General features: G+C 70.8%; 14 protein-coding genes. 9 read left to right on the forward strand and 5 right to left on the reverse strand.

Features of this window, described 5'->3' with window-relative positions; genetic code table 11:
- The first annotated feature begins 27 nt into the window (after nucleotides 1–27).
- Both cydD and MOQ72_RS14540 read left to right on the forward strand, forming a co-directional pair.
- On the forward strand, nucleotides 28–3,288 hold the full coding sequence (gene cydD / locus MOQ72_RS14535; protein WP_242183978.1) for a thiol reductant ABC exporter subunit CydD: 3,261 nt from the start codon (nucleotides 28–30) through the stop codon (nucleotides 3,286–3,288).
- A gap of 291 nt (nucleotides 3,289–3,579) precedes the next feature.
- On the forward strand, nucleotides 3,580–4,743 hold the full coding sequence (locus MOQ72_RS14540) for a GAF domain-containing sensor histidine kinase (RefSeq protein WP_242183979.1): 1,164 nt from the start codon (nucleotides 3,580–3,582) through the stop codon (nucleotides 4,741–4,743).
- 136 nt (nucleotides 4,744–4,879) lie between these two features.
- Here the strand turns inward: MOQ72_RS14540 and MOQ72_RS14545 are convergent, their stop codons facing one another.
- Nucleotides 4,880–5,521, reverse strand: a complete 642-nt coding sequence (locus tag MOQ72_RS14545; RefSeq protein ID WP_242183980.1) for a response regulator — start codon at nucleotides 5,519–5,521, stop codon at nucleotides 4,880–4,882.
- Between the two features lie 68 nt (nucleotides 5,522–5,589).
- Nucleotides 5,590–6,084: a DoxX family protein gene (locus MOQ72_RS14550; protein ID WP_242183981.1), complete on the reverse strand. Its 495-nt coding sequence runs from the start codon at nucleotides 6,082–6,084 to the stop codon at nucleotides 5,590–5,592.
- A gap of 195 nt (nucleotides 6,085–6,279) precedes the next feature.
- Here MOQ72_RS14550 and MOQ72_RS14555 point away from each other — a divergent pair, with 195 nt between their 5' ends.
- Nucleotides 6,280–6,741, forward strand: a complete 462-nt coding sequence (locus tag MOQ72_RS14555; RefSeq protein WP_242183982.1) for an Hsp20/alpha crystallin family protein — start codon at nucleotides 6,280–6,282, stop codon at nucleotides 6,739–6,741.
- 73 nt (nucleotides 6,742–6,814) lie between these two features.
- Here the strand turns inward: MOQ72_RS14555 and MOQ72_RS14560 are convergent, their stop codons facing one another.
- Nucleotides 6,815–7,426, reverse strand: coding sequence for a macro domain-containing protein (locus MOQ72_RS14560; protein ID WP_242183984.1), 612 nt, complete (start codon nucleotides 7,424–7,426; stop codon nucleotides 6,815–6,817).
- A gap of 351 nt (nucleotides 7,427–7,777) precedes the next feature.
- Between MOQ72_RS14560 and pheA the strand changes: the two genes are divergently transcribed.
- Nucleotides 7,778–8,701, forward strand: a complete 924-nt coding sequence (gene pheA, locus MOQ72_RS14565; protein WP_242183985.1) for a prephenate dehydratase — start codon at nucleotides 7,778–7,780, stop codon at nucleotides 8,699–8,701.
- Nucleotides 8,698–9,345, forward strand: a complete 648-nt coding sequence (locus MOQ72_RS14570) for a histidine phosphatase family protein (RefSeq protein ID WP_242183986.1) — start codon at nucleotides 8,698–8,700, stop codon at nucleotides 9,343–9,345. The genes pheA and MOQ72_RS14570 overlap by 4 nt, the downstream gene beginning before the upstream one ends.
- Nucleotides 9,346–9,348: 3 nt before the next feature.
- Here MOQ72_RS14570 and MOQ72_RS14575 read toward each other — a convergent pair whose 3' ends face one another.
- Together MOQ72_RS14575 and MOQ72_RS14580 are read right to left on the reverse strand one after the other, a co-directional pair.
- On the reverse strand, nucleotides 9,349–9,699 hold the full coding sequence (locus tag MOQ72_RS14575) for a metallopeptidase family protein (RefSeq protein ID WP_242183988.1): 351 nt from the start codon (nucleotides 9,697–9,699) through the stop codon (nucleotides 9,349–9,351).
- 31 nt (nucleotides 9,700–9,730) lie between these two features.
- A complete protein-coding gene (locus tag MOQ72_RS14580) occupies nucleotides 9,731–10,648 on the reverse strand; it encodes a septum formation family protein (RefSeq protein ID WP_242183990.1) in 918 nt (305 codons plus the stop codon).
- 7 nt (nucleotides 10,649–10,655) lie between these two features.
- Here MOQ72_RS14580 and MOQ72_RS14585 point away from each other — a divergent pair, with 7 nt between their 5' ends.
- The 4 genes from MOQ72_RS14585 (at nucleotide 10,656) to serS (ending at nucleotide 14,243) form a co-directional block, all read left to right on the forward strand.
- Nucleotides 10,656–10,919 (forward strand): hypothetical protein, encoded by a 264-nt coding sequence (locus tag MOQ72_RS14585; RefSeq protein ID WP_242183991.1) that lies wholly within the window; start codon nucleotides 10,656–10,658, stop codon nucleotides 10,917–10,919.
- Nucleotides 10,920–11,006: 87 nt separating this feature from the next.
- Nucleotides 11,007–11,711 (forward strand): hypothetical protein, encoded by a 705-nt coding sequence (locus MOQ72_RS14590; RefSeq protein WP_242183992.1) that lies wholly within the window; start codon nucleotides 11,007–11,009, stop codon nucleotides 11,709–11,711.
- A 3-nt stretch (nucleotides 11,712–11,714) separates the two neighbouring features.
- Nucleotides 11,715–12,884, forward strand: coding sequence for a glutathionylspermidine synthase family protein (locus tag MOQ72_RS14595; RefSeq protein ID WP_242183993.1), 1,170 nt, complete (start codon nucleotides 11,715–11,717; stop codon nucleotides 12,882–12,884).
- A gap of 93 nt (nucleotides 12,885–12,977) precedes the next feature.
- On the forward strand, nucleotides 12,978–14,243 hold the full coding sequence (serS, locus tag MOQ72_RS14600; RefSeq protein ID WP_242183994.1) for a serine--tRNA ligase: 1,266 nt from the start codon (nucleotides 12,978–12,980) through the stop codon (nucleotides 14,241–14,243).
- The last annotated feature ends 16 nt before the right edge of the window (nucleotides 14,244–14,259 follow it).

Genomic DNA, 14,259 nt, shown 5'->3' on the forward strand with positions numbered 1-14,259 from the left:
CGAAATCGTCCACCGCAGGAGTGCGTGATGAGCCCGTTGGGAGCGTTGCCCCGGTTGTCGGGGTCGGCTCGCCGTGCGCTCGTCGGAGCTGGGCTGCTGTCGGTTGGCAACGCGGTCGCGTTGATCGTGCAGGCATGGGCGTTGGGCAGCGCGCTGGCGGCGGTGGTGGCCCGAGGCGCGGCGCCGGAGGCGATCAGCGGCTACCTCGTGGTGTTGGCTGTCGCGGTGGTCGCACGGGCCGGGCTGGGATGGGCGACCGAAGCGGTGTCCGCACGAGCGGCCGCGGGCGCCAAGGAGGAATTGCGCGGGCTGCTGCTGGATTCCGCGCTGCGGCGCGGACCGGAGTGGATCCAGGGGCGCGGCCCGGCGGAACTGACCGCGCTGGCCACCAAGGGCCTCGACGCGCTCGACGCGTACTTCACCAAGTACCTGCCCGCGTTGGTGACCGCCGCGGTCGTTCCGCCGCTGGTGGGTGCCTGGATCCTGTTCTCCGACTGGGTTTCCGCCCTGGTCATCGGGATCACCGTGCCGCTGATCCCGCTGTTCGCGTGGCTCGTCGGCAAGTACACCGAGCAGCGCACCTCGCGCGCCGCCGACGCGGTGCAACGACTGTCCGGGCAGCTGTTGGAGCTGATCCGCGCACTGCCGGTGTTGACGGCGTTCGGGCGGGCGCAGGCGCAGGGCGAGGTGGTCCGCCGGGTCAGCGACGCGCACCGCCGCACCACGATCGCGACGCTGCGCATCGCCTTCCTCTCCGCGCTGGTGCTGGAACTGCTCTCGTCGCTGTCGGTGGCGATGGTGGCCGTCGGCATCGGTCTGCGGTTGGTCTCCGGTGATCTGGACCTGGCCACCGGGCTGCTCGTGCTGGTGCTGGCTCCCGAGTGCTACCTACCGCTGCGCGCGGCCGGAGCGGCTCACCACGCCAGCGAGGACGGCATCGAAGCGGTCCGCCGCGTCGAAGAAGTCGTGAGTGGCAATGGTCGCTCTGGCGACCACAACCACTCACGACTGCTGCGGGACACGACGTTGCGGGTGGTGGGGCTGCGGGTTCGGCGGCGTGACGGGTTCGCGCCTGGCGGGTTGAGCTTCGTCGCGCGCCCCGGCGAGATCCTGCGGCTGGAGGGCTTCGACGGGATCGGCCCGAGCGGCAGCGGCAAGTCGACGACGATGTCGGTGCTGCTCGGCTTCACCAGCCCGGAAAGCGGCACGATCACCTGCGGTGACGTGGACATCGCCGACCTCGACCCGGCCGACTGGCGACGCCGCATCGCATGGGTGCCGCAGCGCCCCACCTTCACCGGCGGCACTGTCGCCGACGAGCTAGCGGTCGCCACCGCCGACCAACCCGACCTGGCGGAACATCTGGCGACGGCGCTCGACGAGGCGGCCGCCACGCACCTCCGCGACCGCCGCATCGACGAACTGTCCACAGGGGAACGTCAACGGGTCGCGGTAGCGCGCGCCCTGCTGCGGCTGCGCGGTGACGCGACGATCCTGCTGCTCGACGAGCCGACCGCCCACCTGGACACCGCGACAGCGCACCGGATCAACGCCGCCATCCGCCGCGCCGCTGACGCGGGCGCGACCGTCGTGCTTGCCAGCCACCGGCCGGAGGCCGTCGCGACGGAGCCCGAACCGGTCCTCGCGGCCGTCCCGGCCGCTGCGGCCGACCTGCCAGCGGCGCACGGTCGCATCCGCGACCTGATCACGCCGCGCACGCTCCTCGGCGTCGGCCTCGGCGCGCTCTCGCTGCTCTCCGGCCTCGCGCTGACCGCGACCTCGGCCTGGCTGATCGCTCGCGCTTCGCAACAACCGCCGATCCTCACGCTGTCCGTCGCGGTCGTCGGCGTGCGCACCTTCGCGCTGTCGCGCGCGGTGCTCCGCTACGCCGAGCGGCTCGTCACGCACGACGCCGCCTTCCGGCTCTCCGGCCGCCTCCGGCGGCGGCTGTGGGATGCCCTCGTGCGACTCGGGCCGGTGCGCACCGCCGGGCTTCGCCGCGGCGAGGGGGTGGCCCGACTCGTCGACGATGTCGACGCCGTCCGCGACCTGGAGCCGCGCGTGATCCTCCCGCCGCTGGTCGCGGCGGTCGTCGTGCTCGCGGCCGTGGTGCTCCAGGCGCTGGTGCTCCCCGAGGCGGGCGCGGTTCTCGCAGCTGCGCTGCTCGTCGCCTGCTTCGCGAGTCCGCTCGCGGCGCTCGCGGCCGAGCGCCGCGCGACCACTGCCGTGGTCGAAGGGCGGCGCCGCGTGGCTGCTCGCGTCCTCGCGCTGCTCGACGGCTCGGCGGAGTTGCTCGCCTTCGGCGCGCACTCACTCCGCCGCGCCGAACTCGCGGCCGAGGACGCGCGGCTGGCTGCCCGTGCTCGGCACGCTGCCTTCGGTGCGGGCACTGCTACTGCTGTCAACACGCTTCTCGTTGGTATCGCCGTGCTTGGTGGCGCCTGGTTCGGGGCGTCGGCGGTGGCCGATGGCCGTCTGGCACCGGAGCTCGCGCCGCTGCTCGGGTTGGTGCCGTTGGCAGCGGCGGAAGCCATTGCGCTGTTGCCTCCAGCGGCGCAGCAGTGGCGCTCGCTGCGCGCGGCGCAGGCGCGGTTGGCGCCGCTGTTGGCGGCCGATGCCGCTGGCGGAGCCGCGCCGATCGAGGCCCGTGGCGTTGAGCTGGTCGGGGTCGACGTGCGGTGGCCGGGAGCGCCGGAGGCGGCGTTGCGCGGCGCGAGCGTGCGAGTGCCGGTCGGGGCGCACGTTGCGGTGGTTGGTCCGTCTGGCGGTGGCAAGTCGACACTTTTGGCGCTGTTGCTGGGGTTCTTGCGCGCGGAGCGGGGCGAGGTGCGGGTGCCGCAGCGGGTCGCCTGGTGCCCGCAGGAACCGCAGCTGGTGTCGACGACGGTGCGGGAGAACCTGCGGCTCGCCGCGCCCGAGGCGAGCGACGGGCAGCTGGTCGAGGCGCTCCGGTTGGCCGGGCTGCCGGGGTGGGGCGAGCGGCTGGACACCGTGGTCGGTGGCGGCGGCACGGCGCTGTCTGGCGGCGAAGCGCAGCGGCTCGCGCTGGCGCGAGCGCTGCTGGTCGAGGACGCGGAGCTGGTGCTGCTCGACGAGCCGACGGCGCACCTGGACGTGCCGACCGCCGAGGACTTGCTCGACCGGCTGCGGCACACCCTGCGGGGCCGCACCACGATCCACGTGACGCACCGCTGGTCGGAGACCGAATTCGCGGACGTCGTCCTGCGCGTCGAGGGCGGCGAGATCACCGTGGTCCGCGAGCCGCAACGCACGGGTGCGAACCTATGAGCGCCCCCAGCGCAGCAGCGCCGTCGCATCCAGCTCTCGGGCCTGCCGTCGAACTCGTCTCGCGCGTCGCCGCGGGCGGCGGCGTTGGCAATTTTTCGCGAAATTGCCACGTTCTCCCCACGGGAAGCGCCAATTTCTCGCGAAATTGCCCGCGCCATCCGGGCGGAGATGCCACCCGGCGCCCGATGCGACGGTGCTGGTCGGGCGGGATCGGTGTCCGGCCGGAGTGCTGTGACCTGCGTCGTCCGAACCCGACGTCACGCTTGCGGGAGCTATAGCCTCGTGCATGTCATGGAATCCACCCTCGCCAGGCGAATGTTGGCGGCGTCCACCGAGATCACCAGGTTGGCGCTGTCCGCGGAAGACCCGGAGGCCGTCCTCCCGCTGGTGGTCCGGCGCGCCGCCGAACTCGCCGAGGCCGACCTCGGCGTGGTCACCGTGCGGGCCGACGACGGCCGCCTGACCGTCGAAGCCGCTTACGGCGCACCGACCGCCACCGGCCCGCTCGGCGACCCGGTGGGCACGGTCCTGTCGTCGCGTTCCGCCGCGGCGCGGGTCGCCCGCAGCGGGGTGCCGGTGGTCGTCGACGACCTAATCGACGACCCGTTGACCGCCCCGTACGTCCCTGCGGCGCTGCGGGTTTACGGCCCGTTCGCGGTCGCGCCGTTCGGCACCCGCGAACGTCGGCTCGGCGCGCTGGCCGTCTACCGGCGGCGCGGCGCGAGCACTTTCACCCGCGTCGCGGTGGACGTGCTGACGTCGTTCGCGGCGCAGGCCGGTCTCGCGCTGGTGCTCGCGGAGGGCTCCACGGCTCGCCAGCGCATCGCGGTCTACCAGGAGCGGGAACGCATCGCGCGTGATCTGCACGACGTGATCGTGCAGCGGCTCTACGCCACCGGGGTGCAGTTGGAGGTCCTGGAACGGCGGCTGTCCGGCCGGTTGGAGCCTGCCGACGCGGCCCGGCTGGCCGAGACGATGGAGCAGATCGACCAGGCCATCGCCGAGGTCCGCGCGACCGCCCGCACGCTGCGTTCGGCGGACCCGGAATCCCCCGCGCACGCGCCCGCGCTCGACGATTCGATGCGGTCCGAGGTGCAGATCGCCGGGGAGCTGCTGGGGCGTCCGCCGCAGTTGGAGATCGATGGCGATCTCAGCGCCGTCCCGGTGCCGGTGGCCGACCACGCCCGCGCCGCGCTCCGCGAAGCGCTGTCCAATGTGGTCAGACATGCCGGGGCGCAGACGGTGCTGGTGCGGGTGCGGCGCTCGGAGTCCGGGCTGTTGCTGCAAGTCGTCGATGACGGCTGCGGAATTCCCCGCGACGTGAGCAAACGCGGGCTGCGCAACCTCGAAGAGCGGGCGGTAGCGGCGGGCGGTCGCTGCGCGATCACTTCGTCCCCGGACAGCGGCACAACGGTCACCTGGGAAGTTCCGCTCACCGCGAATCCACATGAGTAGCCCCGTGCCATCCTCAGTCCCCTGCTCAACCGCACCTCAGGGGACCGTGACGCAAGCCAGCCACCAGAAACCGCGAAACGCGAGATTCGTGCTGCACGCAACCACCACTGAGAATCGCGGAGAGGCGGGACAGTGGTCAGGGCTGGCTCTGGCGGCGGGCGACCCAGGCCGCGGCCTGGGTCCGGCGCTCCATGCCGAGCTTGGCCAGCACCGAGGTCACGTAGTTCTTCACCGTCTTCTCCGCCAGGAACAGCCGCTCGGCGATCTGCCGGTTCGTCAAGCCCTCGCCGATCAATTCGAGCACCTTGCGTTCCCGCTCGGTCAAGGCGGCGAGCTCGTCCGGCTCGGGACTGGCGGACTCGCGCAACTTCGCCAGCACCCGCCCGGTGGTGATCGGATCCAGCAGGGATCGCCCGGCGGCGACCTCTCGCACGGCGTTGACCAGGTCCTGCCCGCGCACCTGCTTGAGCAGATAACCGGACGCACCGGCGTTGATCGCCCCGACCAGCGCGCTCTCGTCGTCGAAGGCCGTGAGCACCAGGCAGTGCGGCGGCTCGGGCAAGGCGCGCAGCTGGCGGCACAGCTCCAAGCCGTCGCCGTCGGGCAGGCGCATGTCGATCACCGCGACGTCGGGCCGCGTTGCCTGCGCGCGTACCAGGGCCTCGCCGACCCCACCGGCCTCGGCCACGATCGCCACGTCTTCCTCGGTGTCCAACAGGTCGCGCAGACCGCGCCGGACCACCTCATGATCATCGACAAGCAGCACCCTCACTGGCACGTACACCACGCTACGTACGTGCCCATCACCCGATGCGCTGAGGGTCGCCTGACGACCGGGAATCCGGGCTACTTCTTCTTGACCTTCCCGGCGCGCTTGGTCTGCGCGGCCACCTCGTGGGCTCGGCGTTTGGCGCGGTAGCCGACGGACGGCTTGCCCCCGGTGTCGACGGCCGTGATCAGCAACCCGCCCAGCAGTCCGATGTTCTTGATGAAGTGCACCTGCTGGTCGGCCCGCTTCTCGGGGTCGTCGATCTCCCAGAACGCGTGCCCCACCAGCGTGGTCGGCACGATGCTCCCGGCCAGCAGCAGCGCGGCCAGTCGGGGGAACTTGCCCAGCGCCAGCAGGGTTCCGGCCCCGATCTTCACCGCGGCGTCGATGCGCACCAGGGTTTCCGGATCGGTCGGGAGCCGCTCCGGCAGCGAGTCCTTGATCGGGCCGGTGGTCTTCTCCAGCAGGGGCGCGGCCGCCTTGGCATGGCTCGGCGTATCGCGCAACACCCCGATGCCGCCGTAGATGAAGACCGCGGCGAGCATCGGCCGGGCCAAACGGCGAATGAGCATCTGGGACCTCCTCGATCGGCTGCCGGTGCGCCCCGACGGTACTCACTTCCACCCAGGTCCGCTTGATCATCGAAACCTGCGTCGAAGAGACTCAAGTTTTATCCGTCGATGGGGAACAAGAAGCATCGCAGCTCCGTTGGAAGGGGTGTAAGCCTGCAGCGCAGGGCTCAGGCTGAAGCTAGGAGGGATTGCACGATGACCCTGGTTCGCCGGTCCACGTGGGACCCGTTCAACAGCCTGGTCCGGCAGCTCGACCGCGACCTCGATCTCTTCGGCCGCCGGTTCTTCGCCGCGCCGAACGGCGGCGCGTTCGTGCCCGCCGCGGACATCGAGCGAGACGGTTCGGACGTGGTGATCAAGCTGGATCTGCCTGGCGTGGACATCGCCAAGGACGTCAACGTCGAGGTCGCCGACGGTCGGTTGGCCATCAGCGGCCAGCGCAGCAGCGACGAGACCCGCGAGGCGGACAACGTGGTGGTGCGGGAGGTCCGCAAGGGCTCCTTCCGCCGCGAGTTCGACCTGCCCGAGGGTGTCGGCGCCGAGCAGGTGACAGCCGACTACGACCGCGGCGTGCTGCGCGTGCGCGTGCGCGAGGTCAACAAGCCGAGCAGCGGTCCGGCCAAGATCGAAATCCGCGACACTGCCCAGGAGCAGTGACCAGGTGCGGCAGGGGCCCGTCCACTCGGCGGGCCCCTGCTCGTGTCTGGGCCAATCGCTGCGGAAGCGGCCTCTAGAGCTGTTCGACGCGGGCGAACGCTTCGTCCCACGCCGCGGCGACCTGCCGTGCGCACAGCTCCGGCGACACCCCGCCGATACCGGTGCCCAGGCCGGGCATCGCGACCGAGCGGACCACCTGCCGGACCGGCGCGCCGTTGTCCAACACCCCGCTCGACCACAGGCGCAGCACGGCCCGCGCCGCGAGGTAGGGGTGCACCGTGTCGACCGGTAGCCGTTCGCCCGGTTCCCGCATGGTGGGTGCGCTGATCAACCAGATCGGGTTCGGCGCTCCGGTGGGCACCAGCAGCGCCTCACCGACCGGCAGCTCACCGCCGTGGTAGGCCAGCACCGCGCTGCGCACCTGCTCCTCGACGGCGGGGAACGCGTCGGCGTACACGGCGTCGATGCCACCGCGCATCCAGCCGTAGGAGTTCGCCGGGCTCACCACCGCATCCACCCGCAGGTCCAGCACCGAACCCTGGTGAACGGTGAGGCCAGCGCGGCTGTCGGCGATCTCGTGCCAGGCGGCGGCCAGCGGCTCGTCCAACGCGCACAGGACGAGCTGCAGCTCCGGCTCCGCTCCCTCCGCTGAGCGCTCCGAATCTGCGGTCACGCCCCACAGCATCGCAGGAATGCGTGGCGTAGTGGCATTGGGTAGGTCACACCTCCGCCGTTTTGACGGCCCGAGCCCCCGGTGGTCCGGCCGACAGCGCAGTGGCCTTGGTGTTTGCTTTTCGAGGCAGCCCGGCCGTCCCCGCCGCGCCGGGTTTCTCGGGACGATCCGCCCCTACTTGGCGTATCGGTCCCGCGCGCCGGTGCGTCCGGTGGAATTGCCGATTTGGCGCGAAACCGGCACTTCCCGTGCGGGGCGGGTGACGGTTTCGCGAAATCGCCCACCGCGAAGGCGGGCGCCGAGATTCCGCTACCGGCGCCGCCCCGCAAAACGAGTTCAACGACGGGCTCCTAATCTGGGCGGGTGCCACACATCGCGTATCTCGGCCCGCCGGGCACCTTCACCGAACAGGCCACTCGGCTGTTGACCAACGGATTCGACGCCGAACTCGTGCCGTACGAGACCGTGCCGTTGGCCTTAGCCGCGGTGCGGGCCGGTGAGGTGCTGGCCGCCGGGGTTCCGGTGGAGAACTCCGTCGAAGGTTCGGTGCCAGCCACGCTGGACTCGCTGACCGTCGGCGAACCGCTGGTCGCGGTGCAGGAAGCGGTGCTGCCGGTGCAGTTCGACCTGCTCGCCAAACCCGGCATCGCGCTGACCGAGATCGACACGGTGGCCAGTCACCCGCACGCCCTCGCGCAGGTCCGCGGCTGGTTGGCCGCCAACCTGCCCGGTGCCCAGACCCGCGCGACCAGCTCCACCGCTGCCGCGGCCGCCGCAGCGGCGGCCGGTGAGTTCGATGCGGCGATCTGCGCGCCGGTGGCGCTGGAGCACTACCCCTCGCTGGCGCGGATCGCCGATGGGCTGGCCGACGTGCGCGACGCGGTCACCCGCTTCCTGCTGGTGCGGCGACCCGGCGTGCTGCCGGAACCGACCGGCGCCGACCGGACCTCGGTGTGCGCGGTGATCAGCGACGAGGTCGGCACGTTGGCCGAAATGCTGGCCGAGCTCTCGCTGCGCGGGATCAACCTCAGCCGCATCGAGTCCCGTCCGATCAAGGACCGCTTCGGCGAGTACCGGTTCTTCCTCGACTTCGACGGGCACGTCGCCGATGCCCGGATCGGTGACGCGTTGACGGCGCTGCGCCGCCGCTGCAGCGCGGTCCGGTTCCTCGGGTCCTACCCGAAGGCGGACCGCTCACCGGCCAGCGTGCGCCCGTCCGCCTCGGAGCAGGCGTTCCAAGCCGCCGCGAAGTGGCTGGAAGACCTGCGCGCAGGGCGGCTGGCATGACCGACTTGCGACTGGCGGCGCCGACCGGTGTGCGCCTGGTCCTCGCCCGTCACGGGCAGACCCCGGCCAACGTGCACCACGTGCTCGACACCCTGCCGCCGGGGCCGGGCCTGACCGAACTGGGCCAGCAGCAGGCGGACCAGTTGGCCGGGCGGCTGGCCGAGGAGAAGATCATCTCGGTGCACGCGAGCCGCGCACTGCGCGCGCAGCAGACGGCGCAGCCGTTGGCCCAGCGGCACCGGCTGCCGGTCGAGATCGTCGACGGCACGCACGAGATCTACGTCGGTGAGCTGGAAGGCCGCGGCGATCCGGCGGCGTTGCGGACCTTCGAGGACATCTACGCGAGCTGGCACGCCGGACGGCTCGACGTGCCGATGCCGGGCGGCGAAACCGGCCATGACGCGCTGGCCCGCTTCTTCGCCGGTGCGCGCAGCGCCGTGGACGGCGCCAGCGCCGGTGCGGTGGCGCTGATCAGCCACGGTGCGATGCTGCGGCTCGCGGCCAGCGCCCTGGTGCCGGACATCGAAGGCACCGAGGCCAACTCGACGTACCTGCCCAACACCGGCGTGATCGTCCTGGAAGCCGACCCCGACTCGCGAACCGGCTGGCGCTGCCTGTCCTGGGACGGCCTCGACCGCAGCTGATGGTCAGGCCCAGCCCAGGGCGTGCAACTGCTCGTCGTCGATGCCGAAGTGGTGCGCGATCTCGTGCACCACTGTCACGGCGACCTCGTCGACCACTTCGGCCTCGTCCGCGCACATGTCCAACAGCGGTTCGCGGTAGATCGTGATGCGGTCCGGCAGCACCCCGCTGTAGGTGCTGTCCCGCTCGGTCTGCGCGATGCCTTCGTACAACCCGAGCAGCGACGGATCGTCGGCGTTGGCGTCCTCGACCAGCACCACGACGTTGTTCATCGCGGTCGCGAACTCCGCGGGCACCAGGTCGAGGGCATCGGCCACGAGTTCCTCGAACCGAGCACGGGTCATGTCCACCGGCATGACCCCGTTCTACCGCATGACCAGGCGCAAGTCAGCGAGGTTCGGTGGCGGGCACGCCCGGTTCGACCGGGACGGTGCCGTGTGGTGCTGGAGCCGTGCCGACCTGCACCTGTCCCTTGACGCCACCGGTCACCGGGGCCAGTCCGCTGCCGTCCGGCAGTTGCGCGCTCACCTTGCAGTTGACCTGCCGCGAACCGGCGTCCCAGCTCTCCTGCGTCAACGTGTCCCAGTAGGTGACCAGGCCCTTGTCCTTGGCCACCGTCGGGCCTCCGGCGTACTGCGCGGTCAGGTCGGCGCACCTGGTCGCCAGGAAGCCGTCCTGATCAGCTTCCGCCGGAAAGCCGCCGGGGAACTGCTCGCCGAGGTTGACCACGCCGGTGATCTCCACCGCGTGCGGCCGGGCGCAGTCCACCGGATCCCACACCGCGGTGCCGTTGATGCCCAGGCAGCGCCCGGCCGGGTAGGTGTTGGACTGGTCCAGCTGGGCCGCGCTGCCGGTGATCGGGTAGAGCTTGCCGGAGGGTCCGGGCTGCTGCAGGCCGCAGTGCAGCACCCGGTCGCCGTTGGCCCAACCGTCCTCGCTCGGGGTGAACGCCCCGACGCTGAACCGGCCGTGCGGGTCGAACCGGTTGGCCAAGAACTGGTTCGACACCTGGATGCAGCGCTGCTGCTTGATCTGCTGCCACTGCTCGGTGCTCGGGAAGGGGACGTTGCCGCCGAACTCGTCGCGCAGGTCCGCGGTGCCGGTAACCTCGAAGAGGTGCCGCTCGGCGCAGGTGACCTGGCTGATGTCGGCGGCATCCGGCTCGGTCCAGTTCAGGCAGGTACCCGGTTCGGCCTCGAACACCACGCGCGGCGCCGGAGCCGAACCGATCTGGCCGGGCCCGCCCACCCCGGTCTCACCGCCGGTCGGCCAGTTCAGCACCGCGCTGATCACCAGGATCAACATGGCGCCGATGGCAGCTGAAATCATCACGAGCCGGGTGTTGGACTTGTTCCGGCTGGATCTTGTGGGCGGTGCGGACGTGGGCATCGATCACATCATGCCTCCCCATGACCAGGACTGCGCGATGCCTGTCGATCAAGCAGTGCGGGAAATATGCGGTGACCGGAGCTGGCGTCCGGCGACCGGCGAAGCCACCTCGCGACGCGCGGCTCGCATGCCGATTTTCGCGCGAAATCGGCATGCAGGTCGAGGCCAAGGGCGGCTGGATGCGTGAGTTCGCACGCCTTTCCAGGGGCTTCGGAACCGATTCGTTGCCGCGCCCGTCGCTGGTATGGGTAATGTTGCTCTTGGGAGTGGGGCTATGACGGAAGATGGCAAGCCAGTGGCAGACGACGACCGGCCGCAGCGGGCCGAGGAGACCCCGCAACGCCCGCTGGAGCAACCAACTGAACCGGTGCAGGCCGAGGCCGCCGAAGAGGCGGGCCGCGGCCGGATCCGCTACCAGGATCCAGAGCACACAACCCCGCGCGAACCGACGCTCGCCGAACAGCGCGCCCGCGTAGCCGCCGAGAAGCGGCGCGAGGAGCAGCGCAAGGCCGAGGTCGAAGCTGCCGCGCGCAAGACGCAGAAGCGGCGCCGGATCATGATCGGCGGCGGCGCGACGGTCGGCGTCGTGGCGCTGGTGGCGGCGATGTATTCCGCTTCGGAGATCAGCAACGAGGCCAACGCCAGCGAGCAGTACTGCGCTACGGAGCAGTCGGGGCAGCCCGGCGTCCGAGACCAAGACCAGTACTGCGACGAGAACTACGTGAACTCCCACCAGGGCTATACCAGCGGTGGGATGTTCTTCATGCCGATCTTCCTGCCCGGCGGCGGTATCGGCGGCTACAACTCCTACCGCTACGCCTACACACCGGCCGGTGTCTCGGCACCGCCGGTGGGCTCGCCCTCGTCCGGCTCGTCCTTCACCAGGCCGAGCGGTTCGACGATCAAGGACACCAGCGGCAGGACCGTCCAGCGCGGTGGGTTCGGCATCAGCAGCAAGACCGGCAGCGGCGGGAGCTGACGGGTGCGGCGCAGGACCACAGCACGACGGCCCGACTGGCAGGCCAAGGTCGAAGAACTGGGGCTGGTCTTCGGCACTCCGGCACGCGCGGCGGACGGGACGGCGCGGCCCTACTGGGACGAGGGCGTGCACTACGAGTTCAGCCTCGACGAAGTGCTGTCGTTGGAGGCCGACGTCGAGCTGCTGCACTCGATGTGCCTGGACGCTGTCGATCACGTCGTCACCACCGAGCGCTACAAGGACTTCGGCATCCCGGAGTGGGTTTGGCCGCACATCGCGGAGTCCTGGAAGCGGCACGACCCGCACCTCTACGGCCGGTTCGACCTGCGCTACGACGGCACCGGCCCCGCGAAGCTGCTGGAGTACAACGCCGACACCCCGACCTCGCTGCTGGAGGCGGCGGTCGTGCAGTGGCACTGGCTGACCGACTGCCACGAGGGCGACGACCAGTGGAACTCCATCCACGAGAAGCTCGTCGAGCGCTGGAGCGAGATCAGCGAGCAGCTGGCTACGAACGAGGTGCACTTCACCTGGTCGTCAGCGGACGTCACTGGCGAGGACAACCTCACCGCGGCCTACCTGCAGGAAACTGCGGCGGAGGCCGGAATGGACACCGTCGGTCTGCCCATCGAGGAGATCGGCTGGGACAGCCTGCTGGAGCGCTTCGTCGATCTGGAAGAAGCGCCGATGAACTCGGTCGTCAAGATCTACCCCTGGGAGTGGATGGTCGACGACGAGTTCGGCAAGCACGCCATCAAGACCCTGCCAGCCACCCAGTGGGTCGAACCGCTGTGGAAGATGCTGCTGTCCAACAAGGCGCTGCTGGCGATCCTGTGGGAGATGCATCCGGGCCACCCCAACCTGCTGCCGACCTTCCTGGACCAGCCCGGCCTGCTCACCGAGTACGTGCGCAAACCCAGGTTGGGGCGGGAGGGCAACAACATCGCGGTCGTCGCGCCGGGCTGGGAGACCGAGACCGGTGGCGTCTACGGCGAGGAGGGCTACGTCTACCAGGCGTTCGACCCGCTGCCGGAGTTCGACGGGATGCGTCCGGCCCTCGGTGCCTGGGTGGTCGGCGACTCCTCGGCGGGCCTCGGCATCCGCGAGACGGCGGGCCTGATCACCGACGACGGCGCGGCCTTCATCCCGCACCGCATCCCCGCCACCTCCTGACCACCACGGGCACTGCCTGAAACTGGCACCGGCAACCTTCCGCACCGACCCTGCGGGTCGGCTGGTGCGCGGCGCGGACTACGCTGACCAGCTGTGATCGACCTGAAGACGCTACGCGAAGATCCGGAAGCCGTGCGCGCTTCGCAGCGCGCGCGAGGAGAAGACGTGTCCCTGGTGGACGCGCTGCTGTCCGCCGCCGAGCGTCGCAGGTCCGCGGTGTCCCGCGCCGACAACCTGCGCGCCGAGCAGAAGCAGCTCGGCAAGCAGGTCGGCAAGGCCAAGGGCCCGGAGCGCGACACCCTGCTGGCCCAGGCCAAGGACCTCGCCGCGCAGGTCAAGGAGGCCGAGGCGGAGCAGGCGGCGGCCGAGGACGAGCTGCTGCGGTCGCACAAGGCCGTCTCCAACATCATCGAACCCGAGACCCCGCCCGGCGGCGAGGACGACTACGCGGTGCTCAAGCACGTCGGCGTGCCGCCGGAGTTCGACTTCGAGATCTCCGACCACGTGGACCTGGGCACCGCGCTCGGCGCCTTCGACATGGAGCGCGGCGCGAAGGTCTCCGGCGCGCGCTTCTACTTCCTGACCGGCATCGGCGCGCAGCTGGAGCTGGCGCTGCTGAACATGGCGGCCGCGCAGGCCACGGCCGCCGGTTTCAGCCTGGTCGTGCCGCCGGTGCTGGTCCGCCCGGAGATCATGGACGGCACCGGGTTCCTCGGCGCGCACGCCACCGAGGTGTACCGGTTGGAGGAGGACGACCTCTACCTGGTCGGCACCTCCGAGGTCCCGCTGGCCGGGTACCACTCGGGCGAGATCCTCGACTTCTCCGCCGGTCCGCTGCGCTACGCGGGCTGGTCGACGTGCTTCCGCCGAGAGGCCGGTTCCTACGGCAAGGACACCCGCGGCATCATCCGCGTGCACCAGTTCAACAAGCTGGAGATGTTCGTCTACTGCCCGGCGGAGCAGGCCCGCGACGAGCACCAGCGGCTGCTGGCCTGGGAAGAGGAGATGCTCGCCAAGATCGAGGTGCCGTACCGGGTGATCGACACCGCGGCCGGGGATCTGGGTGCCAGCGCGGCCCGCAAGTTCGACTGCGAGGCGTGGGTGCCGAGCCAGCAGACCTACCGCGAGCTGACCTCGACCTCGAACTGCACCACGTTCCAGGCGCGTCGGTTGAACACCCGCTACCGCGACGCGGACGGCCGCACCCAGACCGCGGCCACGCTCAACGGCACGCTGGCCACCACCCGCTGGATCGTCGCGATCCTGGAGAACCACCAGCAGCCGGACGGCTCGGTCCGCGTGCCCGAAGCCCTGCGCCCCTTCCTCGGCGGCCGCGAACTCCTCGAACCGATCAGGTAGGAGTGAAGGGCACCTT

Source organism: Saccharopolyspora soli (genome assembly GCF_022678645.1).
Taxonomy (GTDB): Bacteria; Actinomycetota; Actinomycetes; order Mycobacteriales; family Pseudonocardiaceae; genus Saccharopolyspora; species Saccharopolyspora soli.